This window comes from Pseudomonas umsongensis, assembly GCF_002236105.1.
Taxonomy (GTDB): Bacteria; Pseudomonadota; Gammaproteobacteria; order Pseudomonadales; family Pseudomonadaceae; genus Aquipseudomonas; species Aquipseudomonas umsongensis.
The window spans coordinates 688,308-703,824 of the sequence record NZ_NIWU01000002.1 but is presented as its reverse complement, the minus strand read 5'-3'; the positions used below and the strand labels follow the sequence as shown (position 1 = coordinate 703,824).

At 60.5% G+C, this 15,517-nt stretch carries 13 protein-coding genes; 3 read left to right on the top strand and 10 right to left on the bottom strand.

The genetic code is table 11. The features are described from left to right. The first annotated feature begins 3 nt into the window (after positions 1-3). Together emhB and emhC are read left to right on the top strand one after the other, a co-directional pair. On the top strand, positions 4-3,165 hold the full coding sequence (gene emhB / locus PSUM_RS13525) for an efflux RND transporter permease subunit EmhB (RefSeq protein ID WP_033040535.1): 3,162 nt from the start codon (positions 4-6) through the stop codon (positions 3,163-3,165). Beyond that, the gene (gene emhC, locus PSUM_RS13520; RefSeq protein WP_020798352.1) at positions 3,165-4,625 is read left to right on the top strand and encodes an efflux RND transporter outer membrane subunit EmhC; all 1,461 of its coding nucleotides are present in this window, start codon (positions 3,165-3,167) and stop codon (positions 4,623-4,625) included. The genes emhB and emhC overlap by 1 nt, the downstream gene beginning before the upstream one ends. Positions 4,626-4,866: 241 nt before the next feature. Here the strand turns inward: emhC and PSUM_RS13515 are convergent, their stop codons facing one another. Then, positions 4,867-5,346, bottom strand: coding sequence for a hypothetical protein (locus tag PSUM_RS13515; protein ID WP_083348367.1), 480 nt, complete (start codon positions 5,344-5,346; stop codon positions 4,867-4,869). A gap of 425 nt (positions 5,347-5,771) precedes the next feature. Between PSUM_RS13515 and PSUM_RS13510 the strand changes: the two genes are divergently transcribed. After that, positions 5,772-7,031: an OprD family porin gene (locus PSUM_RS13510; RefSeq protein WP_020798349.1), complete on the top strand. Its 1,260-nt coding sequence runs from the start codon at positions 5,772-5,774 to the stop codon at positions 7,029-7,031. Positions 7,032-7,172: 141 nt separating this feature from the next. Here the strand turns inward: PSUM_RS13510 and pcaC are convergent, their stop codons facing one another. The 9 genes from pcaC to PSUM_RS13465 all read right to left on the bottom strand — a co-directional run bounded on the left by pcaC (position 7,173) and on the right by PSUM_RS13465 (position 15,455). Continuing rightward, complete coding sequence (gene pcaC, locus PSUM_RS13505) at positions 7,173-7,565, bottom strand: 4-carboxymuconolactone decarboxylase (protein ID WP_020798348.1); 393 nt, start codon at positions 7,563-7,565, stop codon at positions 7,173-7,175. A gap of 10 nt (positions 7,566-7,575) precedes the next feature. Further along, a complete protein-coding gene (gene pcaD / locus PSUM_RS13500; RefSeq protein WP_020798347.1) occupies positions 7,576-8,382 on the bottom strand; it encodes a 3-oxoadipate enol-lactonase in 807 nt (268 codons plus the stop codon). An 11-nt stretch (positions 8,383-8,393) separates the two neighbouring features. Beyond that, on the bottom strand, positions 8,394-9,758 hold the full coding sequence (locus PSUM_RS13495; protein ID WP_020798346.1) for a 3-carboxy-cis,cis-muconate cycloisomerase: 1,365 nt from the start codon (positions 9,756-9,758) through the stop codon (positions 8,394-8,396). A 45-nt stretch (positions 9,759-9,803) separates the two neighbouring features. Then, positions 9,804-11,111, bottom strand: a complete 1,308-nt coding sequence (locus PSUM_RS13490; RefSeq protein ID WP_083348366.1) for an MFS family transporter — start codon at positions 11,109-11,111, stop codon at positions 9,804-9,806. 194 nt (positions 11,112-11,305) lie between these two features. After that, positions 11,306-11,872: a protocatechuate 3,4-dioxygenase subunit alpha gene (gene pcaG / locus PSUM_RS13485; protein ID WP_083348365.1), complete on the bottom strand. Its 567-nt coding sequence runs from the start codon at positions 11,870-11,872 to the stop codon at positions 11,306-11,308. A gap of 1 nt (position 11,873) precedes the next feature. Then, on the bottom strand, positions 11,874-12,578 hold the full coding sequence (pcaH, locus tag PSUM_RS13480) for a protocatechuate 3,4-dioxygenase subunit beta (RefSeq protein ID WP_033043621.1): 705 nt from the start codon (positions 12,576-12,578) through the stop codon (positions 11,874-11,876). A gap of 38 nt (positions 12,579-12,616) precedes the next feature. Continuing rightward, positions 12,617-13,822, bottom strand: coding sequence for a 3-oxoadipyl-CoA thiolase (gene pcaF / locus PSUM_RS13475; protein ID WP_020798342.1), 1,206 nt, complete (start codon positions 13,820-13,822; stop codon positions 12,617-12,619). Further along, positions 13,819-14,598 carry a CoA-transferase subunit beta gene (locus PSUM_RS13470; RefSeq protein ID WP_020798341.1) on the bottom strand — a complete coding sequence of 260 codons (780 nt, stop codon included), beginning with the start codon at positions 14,596-14,598 and terminating at the stop codon, positions 13,819-13,821. The genes pcaF and PSUM_RS13470 overlap by 4 nt, the downstream gene beginning before the upstream one ends. After that, on the bottom strand, positions 14,598-15,455 hold the full coding sequence (locus tag PSUM_RS13465; protein ID WP_020798340.1) for a CoA transferase subunit A: 858 nt from the start codon (positions 15,453-15,455) through the stop codon (positions 14,598-14,600). The genes PSUM_RS13470 and PSUM_RS13465 overlap by 1 nt, the downstream gene beginning before the upstream one ends. Positions 15,456-15,517: the final 62 nt, after the last annotated feature.

The window sequence follows — 15,517 nt, the reverse complement described above, 5'->3', positions numbered from 1 at the left end:
TCCATGTCCAGATTCTTCATCGACCGTCCGATCTTCGCCTGGGTAATCGCCCTGGTGATCATGCTGGTCGGGGCTCTATCGATCCTCAAGTTGCCGATCAACCAATACCCGAGCATTGCGCCTCCGGCTATCGCCATTTCCGTGACCTACCCGGGCGCTTCTGCGCAAACCGTGCAGGACACCGTGGTCCAGGTGATCGAGCAGCAGCTAAACGGTATCGACAATTTGCGTTATGTGTCTTCGGAAAGTAACTCCGATGGCACCATGACCATTACCGCGACCTTCGAGCAAGGCACCAACTCCGATACCGCGCAGGTCCAGGTCCAGAACAAGCTGAACCTGGCCACCCCGCTGTTGCCGCAGGAAGTGCAGCAACAAGGTATCCGCGTGACCAAGGCAGTGAAGAACTTCCTGCTGGTCATCGGCGTGGTGTCGCGTGACGGCAGCATGACCAAGGACGACCTGTCCAACTACATCGTGTCCAACATGCAGGACCCGATCTCGCGGACCGCCGGCGTCGGCGACTTCCAGGTATTCGGCTCCCAGTACGCCATGCGCATCTGGCTCGACCCGGCAAAGTTGAACAACTTCAACCTGACCCCGATCGATGTCAAAACCGCCATCGCCGCACAGAACGTCCAGGTCTCGTCCGGCCAGCTCGGCGGCCTGCCCGCCCTGCCCGGCACGCAGCTGAACGCGACGATCATCGGCAAGACCCGCCTGCAGACCGCCGAGCAATTCGAAAAGATCCTGCTCAAGGTCAACAAGGACGGCTCCCAGGTTCGCCTCAGGGATGTCGCCAGCGTCGGCCTGGGTGGTGAGAACTACAGCATCAACGCCCAGTTCAACGGCGCCCCGGCGTCCGGCCTGGCCGTGAAACTGGCCACTGGCGCCAACGCCCTGGATACCGCCAAGGCCCTGCGCACGACCATCGACAACCTCAAGCCGTTCTTCCCCGAAGGGATGGAAGTGGTGTTCCCGTACGACACCACGCCGGTGGTGACCGAATCGATCAAGGGCGTGGTTCACACCCTGGTCGAAGCGGTCGGGCTGGTGTTCCTGGTGATGTTCCTGTTCCTGCAGAACTTCCGCGCCACCATCATCACCACGATGACGGTACCGGTGGTATTGCTCGGTACATTCGGGATCCTCGCGGCAGCCGGTTTCAGCATCAATACCCTGACCATGTTCGGTATGGTGCTGGCCATCGGCTTGCTGGTGGACGATGCCATCGTCGTGGTGGAAAACGTCGAACGGGTGATGAGCGAAGAAGGCCTGTCGCCCAAGGAAGCGACCAAGAAATCCATGGGGCAGATCCAGGGAGCACTGGTCGGTATCGCCCTGGTGCTGTCGGCGGTGCTGTTGCCAATGGCCTTCTTCAGCGGCTCCACCGGTGTGATCTACAAGCAGTTCTCGATCACCATCGTCTCGGCCATGGCCCTGTCGGTACTGGTGGCCCTGATCTTCACGCCGGCGCTCTGCGCCACCATGCTCAAGGCGATTCCCAAGGGCGAGCACCACACCCCGAAACGCGGTTTCTTCGGCTGGTTCAACCGCAACTTCGACCGTGGTGTCAAAAGCTACGAGCGTGGCGTCGGCAGCATGCTGACGCACAAGGCGCCGTACCTGCTGGCCTATATCATCATCGTCGTTGGCATGATCTGGCTGTTCACCCGCATTCCAACCGCGTTCCTGCCGGAAGAAGACCAGGGCGTATTGTTCGCCCAGGTACAGACCCCCGCCGGATCAACGTCCCAGCGCACCCAGGTGGTCGTGGACGAAATGCGTGAATTCCTGCTGCGTCCGGGCAAGGATGGCGGTGAAGGCGACGCGGTGAACTCGGTGTTTACCGTGACCGGCTTCAACTTCGCCGGCCGTGGCCAAAGCTCGGGCATGGCGTTCATCATGCTGCGCCCATGGGAAGACCGTAACGCCGACAATAGCGTGTTCAAGGTCGCAGCCCGTGCCCAGCAGCACTTCTTCACCTTCCGTGACGCCATGGTGTTTGCCTTCGCGCCACCGGCGGTACTGGAATTGGGTAACGCCACCGGTTTCGACGTGTTCCTGCAGGACCGCGCCGGTATCGGTCACGACAAGCTGATGGAAGCCCGCAACCAGTTCCTCGGCATGGCGGCGCAAAGCAAGATCCTGACTCAAGTGCGTCCGAACGGCTTGAACGATGAGCCGCAATACCAGCTGGAAATCGACGACGAGAAGGCCAGTGCCCTGGGCATTACCATCGCCGACATCAACAACACCCTGTCGATCGCCCTGGGCAGTAGCTACGTCAACGACTTCATCGACCGCGGTCGGGTGAAGAAGGTTTACGTGCAAGGCCAGCCCGGTGCGCGGATGAGCCCTGAGGACTTGCAGAAGTGGTACGTGCGCAACAGCGTCGGCACCATGGTTCCGTTCTCGGCGTTCGCCAAGGGTGAGTGGATCTACGGATCGCCGAAACTGGCCCGTTACAACGGCGTGGAAGCGGTGGAAGTCCTCGGCGCCCCGGCACCGGGTTACTCCACCGGTGAAGCCATGGCCGAAGTCGAGGCCATCGCCAAGAAACTGCCGGCCGGCGTCGGTATTTCCTGGACCGGGTTGTCCTACGAGGAACGTTTGTCGGGTTCGCAAGCGCCTGCGCTGTACGCCTTGTCGTTGCTGATGGTGTTCCTGTGCCTGGCGGCCCTCTATGAAAGCTGGTCGATTCCGATCGCGGTCATGCTGGTGGTACCGCTGGGGATCATCGGTGCGCTGATGGCCACCAGCCTGCGCGGCCTGTCCAACGACGTGTACTTCCAGGTGGGCTTGTTGACGACCATCGGCCTGGCGGCGAAAAACGCCATCCTGATTGTCGAATTCGCCAAGGAACTGCACGAACAAGGGCGCAGCCTGCGCGAGGCGGCCATCGAAGCCTGCCGCATGCGTCTGCGACCCATCATCATGACCTCGCTCGCGTTCGTGCTCGGCGTGGTGCCCCTGGCGATATCCACGGGTGCAGGTTCCGGTAGCCAGCATGCCATCGGTACCGGCGTGATTGGCGGTATGATCACCGCAACCGTTCTGGCGATCTTCTGGGTCCCACTGTTCTTCGTCACCGTGTCGGCCCTGGGTCAGCGTAAAAACGTCGACCAGCAAGACGCCATTGAAACTTCTAAAGAGGCTGGCTAATGAGCAAGTCGCTACTCTCCCTGGCCGTCGCCGCATTCGTGCTTGGTGGCTGCTCGCTGATACCTGACTATCAGCGGCCGGACGCTCCGGTGGCAGATCAATACCCGCAGGGCCAGGCGTATTCGCCAGCCCAGGCTCCGGCGCAGGCCGCTGCCGAGCAGGGCTGGAAGCAGTTTTTCCATGACCCGGCGCTGCAGCAACTGATTCAGCTGTCCCTGGAAAACAACCGCGACCTGCGTGTCGCGGCCTTGAACATCGACGCCTTTGCGGCTCAATACCGCATCTCGCGCGCCGATCTGTTCCCGGCCGTTTCGGCCAACGGTACCGGCAGCCGCCAGCGCTTGCCGGCTGACGCTTCGCAGACCGGCGAGGCCGGTATCACCAGTTCCTACTCGGCCACGGTTGGCATCAGCGCCTATGAACTGGATATGTTCGGTCGGATTCGCAGCCTGAACGAAGAAGCCCTGCAGAAGTACTTCGCCACCGAAGAAGGCCGGCGCAGCACCCAGATCAGCCTGGTGGCCAGCGTGGCCAATGCCTACCTGACCTGGCAGGCCGACAAGGAACTGCTCAAGCTGACCCAGGACACCCTCGCCGCGTTCGAGGAGAGCTACAAGCTCACCGCGCGCAGCAACGAAGTGGGCGTCGCTTCGGCCCTGGACCTGGCACAATCGCGCACCTCGGTGGAAAACGCCCGTGCGCAACTGGCCAAGTACACCCGTCAGGTCGCCCAGGATGAAAACAGCCTGGTGCTGCTGCTTGGCACCGGCATCCCGGCCAACCTGCAAGCGGCTAAACCGCTGAACGACGACCTGCTGGCCGAAGTGCCGCCTGGCCTGCCGTCGGACTTGCTGCAGCGTCGCCCGGACATCCTGCAAGCCGAGTACAACCTCAAGGCCGCCAACGCCAACATTGGCGCGGCGCGGGCAGCGTTCTTCCCGAGCATCAGCCTGACGGCCAACGCCGGGACCCTCAGCCCGGACCTGTCCGGCCTGTTCAAGGGTGGCTCGGGCACCTGGCTGTTCCAGCCGCAGATCAACCTGCCGATCTTCAACGCCGGCAGCCTGCGTGCCAGCCTGGATTATTCGAAAATCCAGAAAGACATTGGCGTGGCGAACTACGAGAAGTCCATCCAGACCGCCTTCCAGGAAGTCGCCGACGGCCTGGCCGCGCGCCAGACCTACGTCCAGCAGTTGCAGGCGCAGCAGGACTTCGTCAACGCCAACCAGGACTACTACCGCCTGGCCGAGCGTCGTTACCGCATCGGTGTCGACAGCAACCTGACCTTCCTCGATGCCCAGCGTCAGCTGTTCAGTGCCCAACAGGCATTGATCACCGACCGTCTGGCGCAACTGGTCAGCCAGGTCAACCTGTACAAGGCCCTGGGCGGTGGCTGGAATGAACAGACGGCGAAGAACGAGCCGCTAAAAGAAGAAGCGCCGAAGTTGAAATTATTCTGATAGTAGTAAAACCAATAAGCCCACCGATGGTGGGCTTATTGGTATGGCGGCCAAAGATCATATACATCGCCGGCATCTGAGCCTGATAACTTGCCGAATGACATACAGCTGCCGGTAAACCCCTCAAATTCACATTCCACATCCACGCTATCTAGCCATTAAAATATACAGCCCACCTAGAGCGAGTCGGCGAAGCCTTTTTCGTTAAAATACTTATCGGCACATGATTACAACAGGCCAATCACTTGCGCACCTTGGCACTCACAGCGAACTCAGGGCAATGCACATATACGATTTCCGTTGGATCTGCGGAATTTACAATCTTAAAATCAAATTTACCGGCTACTTTTAATTCACCTCCAGCTTCAATCAAGGTCGTAAAAGTGATATTTCCTAACGTGTAATATCCAAAACCCATAAACTCTTTAATTTCACAATATGCCTCCACTGCATCTGGATCTGAGGAGATTGCGTATTCTGTATCCACTAAAAGATCCAGATTCGAACCAAACTCTAAATTCGCTTCACCACCCGCTCCTGAATTTGAGGCCTTCAGCAAAAAATTACCAGGAGTCCAGGAAAGAAAATCAATATCACCAAAATTGATCCGACGCTCTATATCACCTTTTTTAATGGTTGTTCTAATTCCTCCGACTCCCGGATTATGATCTTTCGCCCCACTAATGGCAGCCTTGCCTTGTTCTTCTTTTTCGATACCCATGACCACGCCCTCTATTAAATAATAGTTAAAAACACAACAACCACAAAGGCGAGCGTATTCCTTGATCAGGATCAAAACAACTGTCATAAGTGACAGCGCGACAAACAAAAAAGTTATATATACCTGATATCTATAGCGAAAACTTTTCCAATAACACCACCGCCCTTCTCCCTACCTGCCTTAAATAATGTCATTCGTTTTCGTTCGATAATCGCCCAAAATTCATCCCTCACAATTGAACTATCTAGTTAATTCACCGCACCATTCCATCTCAGACCAATAAAAATAAGGATCCACACCGTGCCCCAGCGCCCTGCCCTTCCCGGCTGATCCCGTTCCGCTATCACCCGATCCGAATCTTCAAATGCAGCCTCAGGTTGCGGCACATCCTGTTGCATCCACAACAATTAGAGAGACCCGAGCCCATGACGCCTTCCACCGCGCATTATTTCCTCCCAAGCTTGATCGCCGTCGCCTTGACCGCAACCGCAACTACCGTGACCGCCGAAGAGCCGGGTTTTGTCGAGGGCGCCAAGGTCAACCTGAACCTGCGCAACTTCTACATCAACCGCAATTTCACCAACCCGACCAAGGCCCAAGGCAAGGCCGAAGAGTGGACGCAAAGCTTCATCCTCGATGCCAAGTCCGGCTTTACCCAAGGCACCGTCGGTTTCGGCATGGATGTGCTGGGCCTGTACTCGGTGAAACTCGATGGCGGCAAAGGTACTGGCGGTACCCAACTGCTGCCGCTGGACAGTGACGGCCGCCCGGCCGACAACTTCGGTCGCACCAACGTGGCGTTCAAGGCCAAGCTGTCGCAGACCGAAGCGAAAGTGGGCGAATGGATGCCGGTGCTGCCGATCCTGCGTTCGGACGACGGTCGTTCCCTGCCGCAAACCTTCCGCGGCGGCCAACTCACCTCGAAGGAAATCGACGGCCTGACGCTGTACGGCGGTCAGTTCCGCCAGAACAGCCCGCGCGACGACAGCAGCATGGGCGACATGTCGATGACCGGCAAAGCCGCGTTCACCTCCGACCGTTTCAACTTCCAGGGCGGCGAGTACCTGTTCAACGATAAACGCACCCAGATCGGTGTGTGGAACGCCGAACTGAAGGACATCTACAGCCAGCAATTCATCAGCCTGACCCACAGCCAACCCATCGGCGCCTGGACCCTCGGCGCCAACCTCGGTTACTTCTACGGCAAGGATGACGGCAGCGCCCGAGCCGGCGAGCTGGACAACAAAACCATGTACGGCCTGTTCTCGGCCAAGTACGGCGGCAACACCTTTTACGTCGGCCTGCAGAAACTTACCGGCGACAGCCCGTGGATGCGGGTCAACGGCACCAGCGGCGGTACCCTGGCCAACGACAGCTACAACTCCAGCTACGACAACGCCCGGGAAAAATCCTGGCAAGTGCGCCACGACTACAACTTCGTTGCCCTCGGCGTGCCGGGCCTGACCCTGATGAACCGCTACATCAGCGGCGATAACGTGCACACCGGCACGATCACCGATGGCAAGGAATGGGGGCGTGAAAGTGAACTGGGCTACACCGTGCAGAGTGGTGCGCTGAAAGACCTGAATGTGAAGTGGCGCAACTCGACGATGCGCCGCGACTACAGCAACAACGAGTTTGATGAGAACCGCGTGATCATCAGCTATCCGATCAGCCTGCTCTAAACCTCTGCTGCCTGATCGTTCCCACGCTCTGCGTGGGAATGCAGCCCGGGACGCTCCGCGTCCCTTCCCTTCCAAAGCCGAACGCAGAGCGTCCGTTGAGGCATTCCCACGCAGAGCGTGGGAACGATCAATCGCGGGGGATCACTCCCGCGATTCAACCCCCAACTCATCCCACACCGACTCAGCCAGGTGGAACGTCGCATTGGCTGCCGGAATCCCGCAGTAGATCGCGCTCTGCATGATCACTTCCTTGATCTCGCTACGGCTCACGCCATTGTTGGCGGCGGCGCGCAGGTGCAGTTTGAGTTCGCCCTCGCGGTTCATGCCGATCAGCATGGCGATGGTGATCAGGCTGCGGGTGTGACGCGGCAGGCCCGGACGGGTCCAGATGTCGCCCCAGGCGTGGCGGGTGATCATTTCCTGGAACTCCGAGTTGAACTCGGTCAGGGTGGTCAGGCTGCGATCGACATGGGCATCGCCCAGAACAGCGCGACGGACCTTCATGCCCTCGTCGTAACGTTGTTTCTCGTCCACGGAATTCCCCTCAACGAGCCGTCAGGAAGGCCAGCACGCGGTCGCTGAAATCAGCGCCGGCCTGGACGTTGGACAAGTGCGCGGCATAGAACTCGGCGTACTCGGCACCCGGCACGTGCTCCTGGATGAAGTGCCCGCCGGACGGCGGCGTGACCGCATCCTGGGTGCCGGCGATCACCAGCAGCGGCGCCTTGATCGAGGACAACTGATCGCGGAAATCGGCATCGCGCACCGCCGCACAGTTGGCCGCATAGCCTTCAGGCGATGTCGCCGCCAGCATGTCGGTAATCTGCTTGGCCGCCGCCGGGTTGGCTTCGGAGAAGTCCGGGGTGAACCAGCGTGCAATCGAGGCATCGCGCAAGGCGACCATCGCTGCCTGACCGTCACGCAACACCGTTTCGATACGCGGGTTCCAGATCGACGGATCGCCGATTTTCGCCGCCGTGTTGCACACGATCAGCTTATTCAGACGTTCGCCGGCGTTGATCCCCAGCCACTGGCCGATCAGGCCGCCCATGGACAGGCCGCAGAAATGTGCGCGTTCGATGTGCAAGGCATCCAGCAGTGCCAATACGTCACGGCCCAGTTGTTCGATGCTGTAAGGGCCCGGTGTCACCAACGATTGGCCGTGGCCGCGGGTGTCGAAACGCAGCACACGAAAGTGCTCCGTGAACGCCGGAATCTGCGCGTCCCACATGTGCAGGTCGGTGCCCAGCGAGTTGGACAGCACCAGCACCGGCGCATCGACCGGCCCATCAAGTTGCGGCCCTTGAATTTGGTAGTGCAGTTCGCCATCGGCGAGTTTTACGAAAGCCACAGCAGTCTCCTTCAGGCAGTCATTGCAGAGTGTTCAGCCACCGCTCGCTCGACCCAGGTACGGGCCTGACCGAGATAATGGGCGGGGTCCAGCAGATGATCGAGTTCAGTGGCCGACAGCTCGGCAGTCACTTGCGGTTCGTCACCAAGTACGGCACGCAAATGGCGTTGTTCGGCGACGGCGCGTTTGCAGCATTGTTCCAGCAGGTGATGCGCGGTGTCGCGGCCGACCCGTTGTGCGAGGACGATGCTCACCGCTTCGGCGAGCACCAGGCCCTGGGTCAGGTCGAGATTGCGGGCCATGCGTTCGGCGTCCACTTCCAGGCCGCCTGTGACCAGCAGCGCCTGCTTGAGACTGCCGGACACCAGGCAGCAAATTTCCGGCAGGGTTTCCCACTCGGCATGCCAAAGCCCCAGGCTGCGCTCGTGCTCCTGCGGCATGGCGCTGAACAGTGTCGACAGCAGGCCTGGCACGCGAGTCGCCGCGCCAATCAGCACCGCCGCGCCGACTGGATTGCGTTTATGCGGCATGGTCGAAGAGCCACCCTTGCCCGGCGCCGAAGGCTCGAACACCTCGGCGGCTTCGGTTTGCATCAGCAAGCTGATATCGCGACCGAGCTTGCCGAGACTACCGGCGATCAATCCGAGCACCGAGCCAAACTCCACCAGGCGATCGCGCTGAGTGTGCCAGGGTTGGTCGGGCAAGCTCAGTTGCAGCTCTTCGGCCAACGCCTGGGCAATCGGCATCGCCTGTTCACCGAGGGCCGCGAGGGTTCCGGAGGCGCCACCGAATTGCAGCACCAGCAGGCGCGGCCTGAGCTCTTGCAGACGTTGACGGCTGCGGGTGACGGCGCCCAGCCAACCGGCGATTTTCATGCCGAGGGTCACCGGCGTCGCATGTTGCAACCAGGTGCGCCCGGCCAGTGGCGTGGCGACATGACGTTGGGCCTGGGTGGCGAGGGTGTCGCCCAGTTGCGCCAGATCGCTGTCGATCAATTCCAGCGCCCGGCGCAATTGCAACACCAGGCCGCTATCCATTACATCCTGGCTGGTGGCGCCCAGATGCACGTAGCGTTCGGCTTGCGCATCGCTCGCGGCGATTTGCTTGCCCAGCGCCTTGACCAACGGGATCGCCGAATTACCCGCCGTGGCAATTGCCTCGCCGAGGGCGGCAAAATCGTAATGCCCGGCCTGGCACGCCGCTTCAATCGGTGCCACCGCGGTAGGCGGAATCACGCCGACCCGCGCTTCGGCCCGGGCCAGCGCCGCTTCGAAATCGAGCATGGCCTGGACCCGGCCCTGATCGCAGAACACTTCGCGCATATCGCTGGCAGTGAAATAGGCATCGAACAATTGATTGCCCGGTCGCTCGTTCATAAACAGTCCCTGGAGGCGCGGGCCGCTCAGGCCCGCGGATGTGGATCAAAGGTCGTTTTCTAGATACTTCGCATGCTTGGGCAGACGCAGGCTGAACAGGAACGCTATCGCCATCATCAACGTCACGTACCAGTAGAAGGAGTTTTCCATGCCGACTGCCTTGAGGCTCAGGGCAACATATTCCGCCGAACCGCCGAAGATTGCATTCGCCACCGCGTAAGCCAGGCCAACACCCAGTGCACGCACCTCAGGCGGGAACATTTCGGCTTTTACCAGACCGCTGATCGAGGTGTAGAAACTGACGATCGCCAGCGCCAGGGTAATCAGCACGAAGGCCAGGAATGGACTGGTGACGCTTTTCAGGCTGAGCAGTATCGGCACGGTGCACAGCGTGCCGAGTGCGCCAAACCACAGCATCGAGTTCCGGCGGCCGATCTTGTCCGAGAGCATGCCGAAGATCGGCTGCATGCACATATAAAGGAACAGTGCGCCGGTCATGATGTAGCTGGCGGTCTTGGCGTGCATGCCGGCGGTGTTCACCAGGTATTTCTGCATGTACGTGGTGAAGGTGTAGAAAATCAGCGAGCCGCCGGCGGTGTAACCGAGCACGGTGATGAACGCGGCTTTATGGTCGCGGAACAACGCGCGAATGCTGCCGGCGTCCTTGTTTTCGCGCATTTCCTTGCTGGTGGTTTCTTTCAGCGAACGACGCAGGTACAGCGAAACCAAGGCCGCCATGGCACCGACCACGAACGGAATCCGCCAGCCGTAGGCACGCAAGTCATCCTCGGAGAGGAACTGTTGCAGGACCACCACCAACGACACCGCCAGCAACTGCCCGCCGATCAGGGTTACGTACTGGAACGAGGCGAAGAAACCGCGCTGGCCCTTGAGGGCGACTTCGCTCATGTAGGTAGCGGTGGTGCCGTATTCGCCGCCCACCGACAGGCCCTGGAGCAAACGGGCGAACAGCAACATGATCGGGGCCCAGACCCCGATGTCCTTGTAGGTGGGCAGACAGGCGATGAGCAACGAACCGAAGCACATCATCAGAATCGATATCAGCATCGAATTCTTGCGCCCGTGCTTGTCTGCGAGACGGCCGAAAATCCAGCCGCCAATCGGACGCATCAGGAACCCGGCGGCAAAGACGCCCGCTGTGTTGACCAACTGCACCGTGGGGTTGTCGGACGGGAAAAAGGCTGGCGCGAAATAGATCGCGCAGAAGGCGTAGACGTAGAAGTCGAACCATTCGACGAGGTTGCCCGACGATGCGCCGACGATGGCGAAGATCCGCTTGCTGCGTTCTTCGCCTGTGTAGAGCGCTGCAGGAGCTGTAGTTGGGGTTGTCATTGTTTTGTTCACTCAATGGGGACAGTGAGAGTCTAGACACACTTTGTAACAGTCCCGTTCCGCAGATGGATCACCAACACGATTCCCTTGTAGGAGCGAGCCTGCTCGCGAAGAGGCCGCTCCATTCAACATCCATGTCGACTGTCAGTCCGCTTTCGCGAGCAGGCTCGCTCCCACAGGGATTTACGGCGTTCTCAATAATCGAAGAACACCGTCTCGGCATCAGTGCCCTGCAGAATCACATTCCACTGATAAACACCGCTGGCATCCTGCTTGGCCAGCAAGGTGCTGCGGCGCTCGGCCGGAACGCATTCGAGCAACGGGTCGTCCACGTTGGCCGGTTCGCCATCGAAGTAGATCCGCGTCAGCAAGTGCTTTACCAAACCACGGGCAAACACCAGCACCACCAGGTGCGGCGCCTGGGTCGTGCCCTTGAGGCCTTGAACCGTGCCCGGCTTGATGGTGGTAAAGCGGAAACGCCCTTCGGCGTCCACCGGCACCCGGCCAAAGCCTTCGAAGTTCGGGTCCAGGGGTTTGTCCTGATCGTCTTCAGGGTGGTCGTACTTGCCGGCGGCGTTGGCCTGCCAGACTTCCAGCATCGCGTCGTTGACGACATCACCGTTGCCATCGACCACTTGCCCGGTGATCGCCACGCGCTCGCCCAGGGTTTGTTCGACGGTCAGGTTTTCGCGATTAAGCCAGGTCAGGCCGATATGGTAGTAAGGCCCTACGGTGTGGGACGTGGTCGCAGTCAGCGTCATCTTATTTCTCCATCGGCGTGGCGTCGCGGCCACGCAATACGATGTCCCAGCGATAACCGAGGGCGTAGGAAGGGATGGTTTTTTCCAGATCGAAACTGGCGATCAAACGCTCCTTGGCACTGGTATCGGGCACGCAGTTGTAGATCGGGTCGTACGCCAGCAGCGGGTCCCCGGGGAAATACATCTGCGTGACCAGGCGCGTCAGGATGCTCGGCCCGAACAGCGAGAAATGGATGTGCGCCGGACGCCAGGCGTTGTGGTGGTTACCCCATGGATACGCGCCGGGCTTGATGGTCTGGAACTGGTACCAGCCATCGGCATCGGTCACGGTACGGCCGGTGCCGGTGAAGTTCGGGTCCAGCGGTGCATCGTGCAGGTCCCGGGGATGGTTGTAGCGTCCGGCGGCGTTGGCTTGCCAGATCTCCACCAGGATCCCCGGCACCGGCAGGCCGTTTTCATCCAGCACACGGCCGTGGATGATGATGCGCTCACCCTGAGGCTGCCCTTCGTGCTGGGCGGTCAGGTCGTTGTCCTTCTCGTTGATGCGCTCGGCACCAACGGTAGGACCGGTGATTTCCGACAACGAGTGCGGCAAGAACACTAGCGGCTTGGACGGCGAGCGCAGGTTGGTGGATTGATAGGTCGGGTGCAGGTAGGCAGGCTGGGTGCCTTCCTGCGGGCGACGGTAACCAGGCTTGTCAGTCATGAAACATTCCTCAGTTCTTATAAGTCTTTTCGAGCGCGTCAGACGCGCTCGATCGCCAGGGCCAGACCCTGGCCGACACCGACGCACATGGTCGCCAGACCTTTTTTGCCACCGTTTTTTTCCAGCTGATGCAGGGCTGTCAAAACCAGTCGTGCACCGCTCATGCCCAACGGATGCCCCAAGGCAATGGCACCACCGTTCGGGTTGACTTGAGGTGCGTCGTCCGCCAGCCCCAGTTCACGCAGTACCGCCAGGCCTTGGCTGGCGAACGCTTCGTTGAGTTCGATGACGTCGAAATCGCTGACCGCCACACCCAGGCGTTCGGTCAACTTGCGCACCGCTGGCACCGGGCCAATACCCATCACCCGAGGTGCAACACCGGCGCTGGCCATGCCCAATACTTTGGCGCGAGCGGTCAGACCGTGCTTTTTCACCGCTTCGGCCGAGGCCAGGATCAAGGCCGCCGCGCCGTCGTTCACACCGGAAGCGTTGCCGGCGGTGACGGTTTTGTCCGGGCCATTGACCGGTTTGAGTTTGGCCAGGGTTTCCAGGGACGTGTCGGCGCGCGGATGCTCATCCTGGCTGACCACTGTTTCACCCTTCTTGTGGGCAATGCGCACTTCGACGATTTCTTCGGCGAAAAAGCCCGCGGCTTGCGCGGCAGCGGTGCGTTGCTGGCTGCGCAGGGCGAAAGCGTCCTGATCTTCACGGGACACTTGATAATCGTCGGCGACGTTGTCGGCGGTCTGCGGCATCGCATCCACACCGTACTGGGCCTTCATCAACGGGTTGATGAAGCGCCAGCCAATGGTAGTGTCTTCCAGCTTCATGTTGCGCGAGAACGCGGCGTCCGCCTTGCCCATCACGAACGGCGCGCGGGACATCGATTCGACGCCACCCGCAATCGCCAGCTCCATTTCGCCACTGGCGATGGCGCGGAACGCGGTACCGATGGCATCCATGCCCGAAGCGCACAGGCGATTAAGGGTCACGCCGGGAATGGTTTCCGGCAGACCCGCCAACAGCAGCGCCATGCGCGCCACGTTGCGGTTGTCTTCACCGGCCTGGTTGGCACAGCCGAGGAACACCTCGTCCACTGCATTCCAGTCCACCGACGGGTTGCGCTCCATCAAGGCCTTGATCGGCACGGCGGCCAGGTCGTCGGCGCGAACCGCCGACAAGCCTCCGCCGAAACGGCCGATGGGGGTACGAATCGCGTCGCAGATATAAACTTCACGCATCATGCTTCTCCTGGGGTTTGGCCGTGGGCGGCTGCGGTGCGGGCTTCCAGATCACGCAGCGCGGTCAGCTCGACTTCGGTCGGCTCGGCAGTGGTGTCGACGCTATCGGCAAAGCGGATCGGCCAACCGGTCGCCGCGACCACTTGCTCGCGGGTCACGCCCGGGTGCAGTGCGGTGACCACGAACTCGTGGGTGTCGGCTTCCGGCTCCATGATGCACAAGTCGGTAATGATTCCCACTGGACCGGCGCCCGGCAGGCCCAGACGCTTGCGTGAATCACCACCCTCGCCATGGCCGACCGAAGTGATGAAATCGAGTTTGTCGACGAACGAACGCGACGACTGCTTGAGAATGATCAGCACGCTCTTGGCGGAACCAGCAATCTCCGGCGCGCCACCGGCACCCGGCAGACGCACTTTCGGTGCATGGTAATCACCGACCACGGTGGTGTTGATGTTGCCGAAACGGTCGACTTGCGCAGCGCCGAGGAAACCGACGTCGATACGCCCGCCCTGCAGCCAGTAGCGGAAAATCTCACCGGTCGGGACCACGGTATCAGCGGTTTCCGCCAGTTCACCATCACCGATCGACAGTGGCAGTACGCTCGGCTTGGCGCCGATTGGGCCCGATTCGTAGATCAGGACCACGTCCGGCGAGGACGTCAGGCGCGCCAGGTTGGCCGCTTTCGACGGCAGGCCGATACCCACGAAGCACACAGAACCGTTCTTCAGCCTGCGGGCGGCAGCCACGGTCATCATTTCATTGGTGGTGTAAGTCATTACTTCGCCTCCGAAGCGGCGGCCAGTTTGGCCTGGAACTCGCTGAAGTCAGCGCTGCCATGGATGTACTCGTTGATCCATGCAGTGAAGGTTTCACGGTCGCGGGCAATCGGGTCCCAGGCCTGGTAGAAACGGTTGTCCCGCTCGTTGTAACCATGGGCGTAGGACGGATGCGCGCCACCAGGGACGTGGCAAACCGCGCTCAGGGCCCAGGTGGGCAGGACACAGGAGTTCATCGGTGCGTTCAGGTCGTCGACGATTTCCTCAACGGTGACGATGCAGCGCTTGGCAGCCAGCGCGGCTTCTTTCTGCACGCCGAGAATGCCCCACAACAGCACGTTGCCCTTGCGGTCGGCTTTTTGCGCGTGAATCACGGTGATATCCGGGCGTACCGAAGGCACGGCGGCGAGCACTTCACCGGTGAACGGGCAGGTGACGGACTTGATCAGTGGGTTGACTTTCGGCAGGTCAGAACCGGCGTAGGCACGCAGCACCGCGAACGGCAGCCCGGAAGCGCCGGCAACATAGGCGTTAGCCAGGTCGGCGTGACTGTGTTCTTCAATTTCCAGGGGATGGGGCCACTGCTTCTCGACGGCGTCACGCAGACGATGCAACGAACCGACACCCGGGTTGCCGCCCCAGGAGAAAATCAGCTTGCGCGCACAACCGGCACCGATCAACTGGTCGTAGATCAGGTCGGGGGTCATCCGCACCAGGGTCAGGTCTTTCTTGCCCTGGCGAATGATTTCGTGACCCGCCGCTGTCGGGATCAGATGGGTAAAGCCTTCGAGTGCGACCGTATCGCCGTCGTTCACGAATTGCTTTACCGCGTCGTGCAGCGAAAGAATTTCAGCCATCGGGGCAGGCTCCCGTTTGTTATTAACCAACTGATAAAAAGGCGCCGATGCGCAGCGCCGGA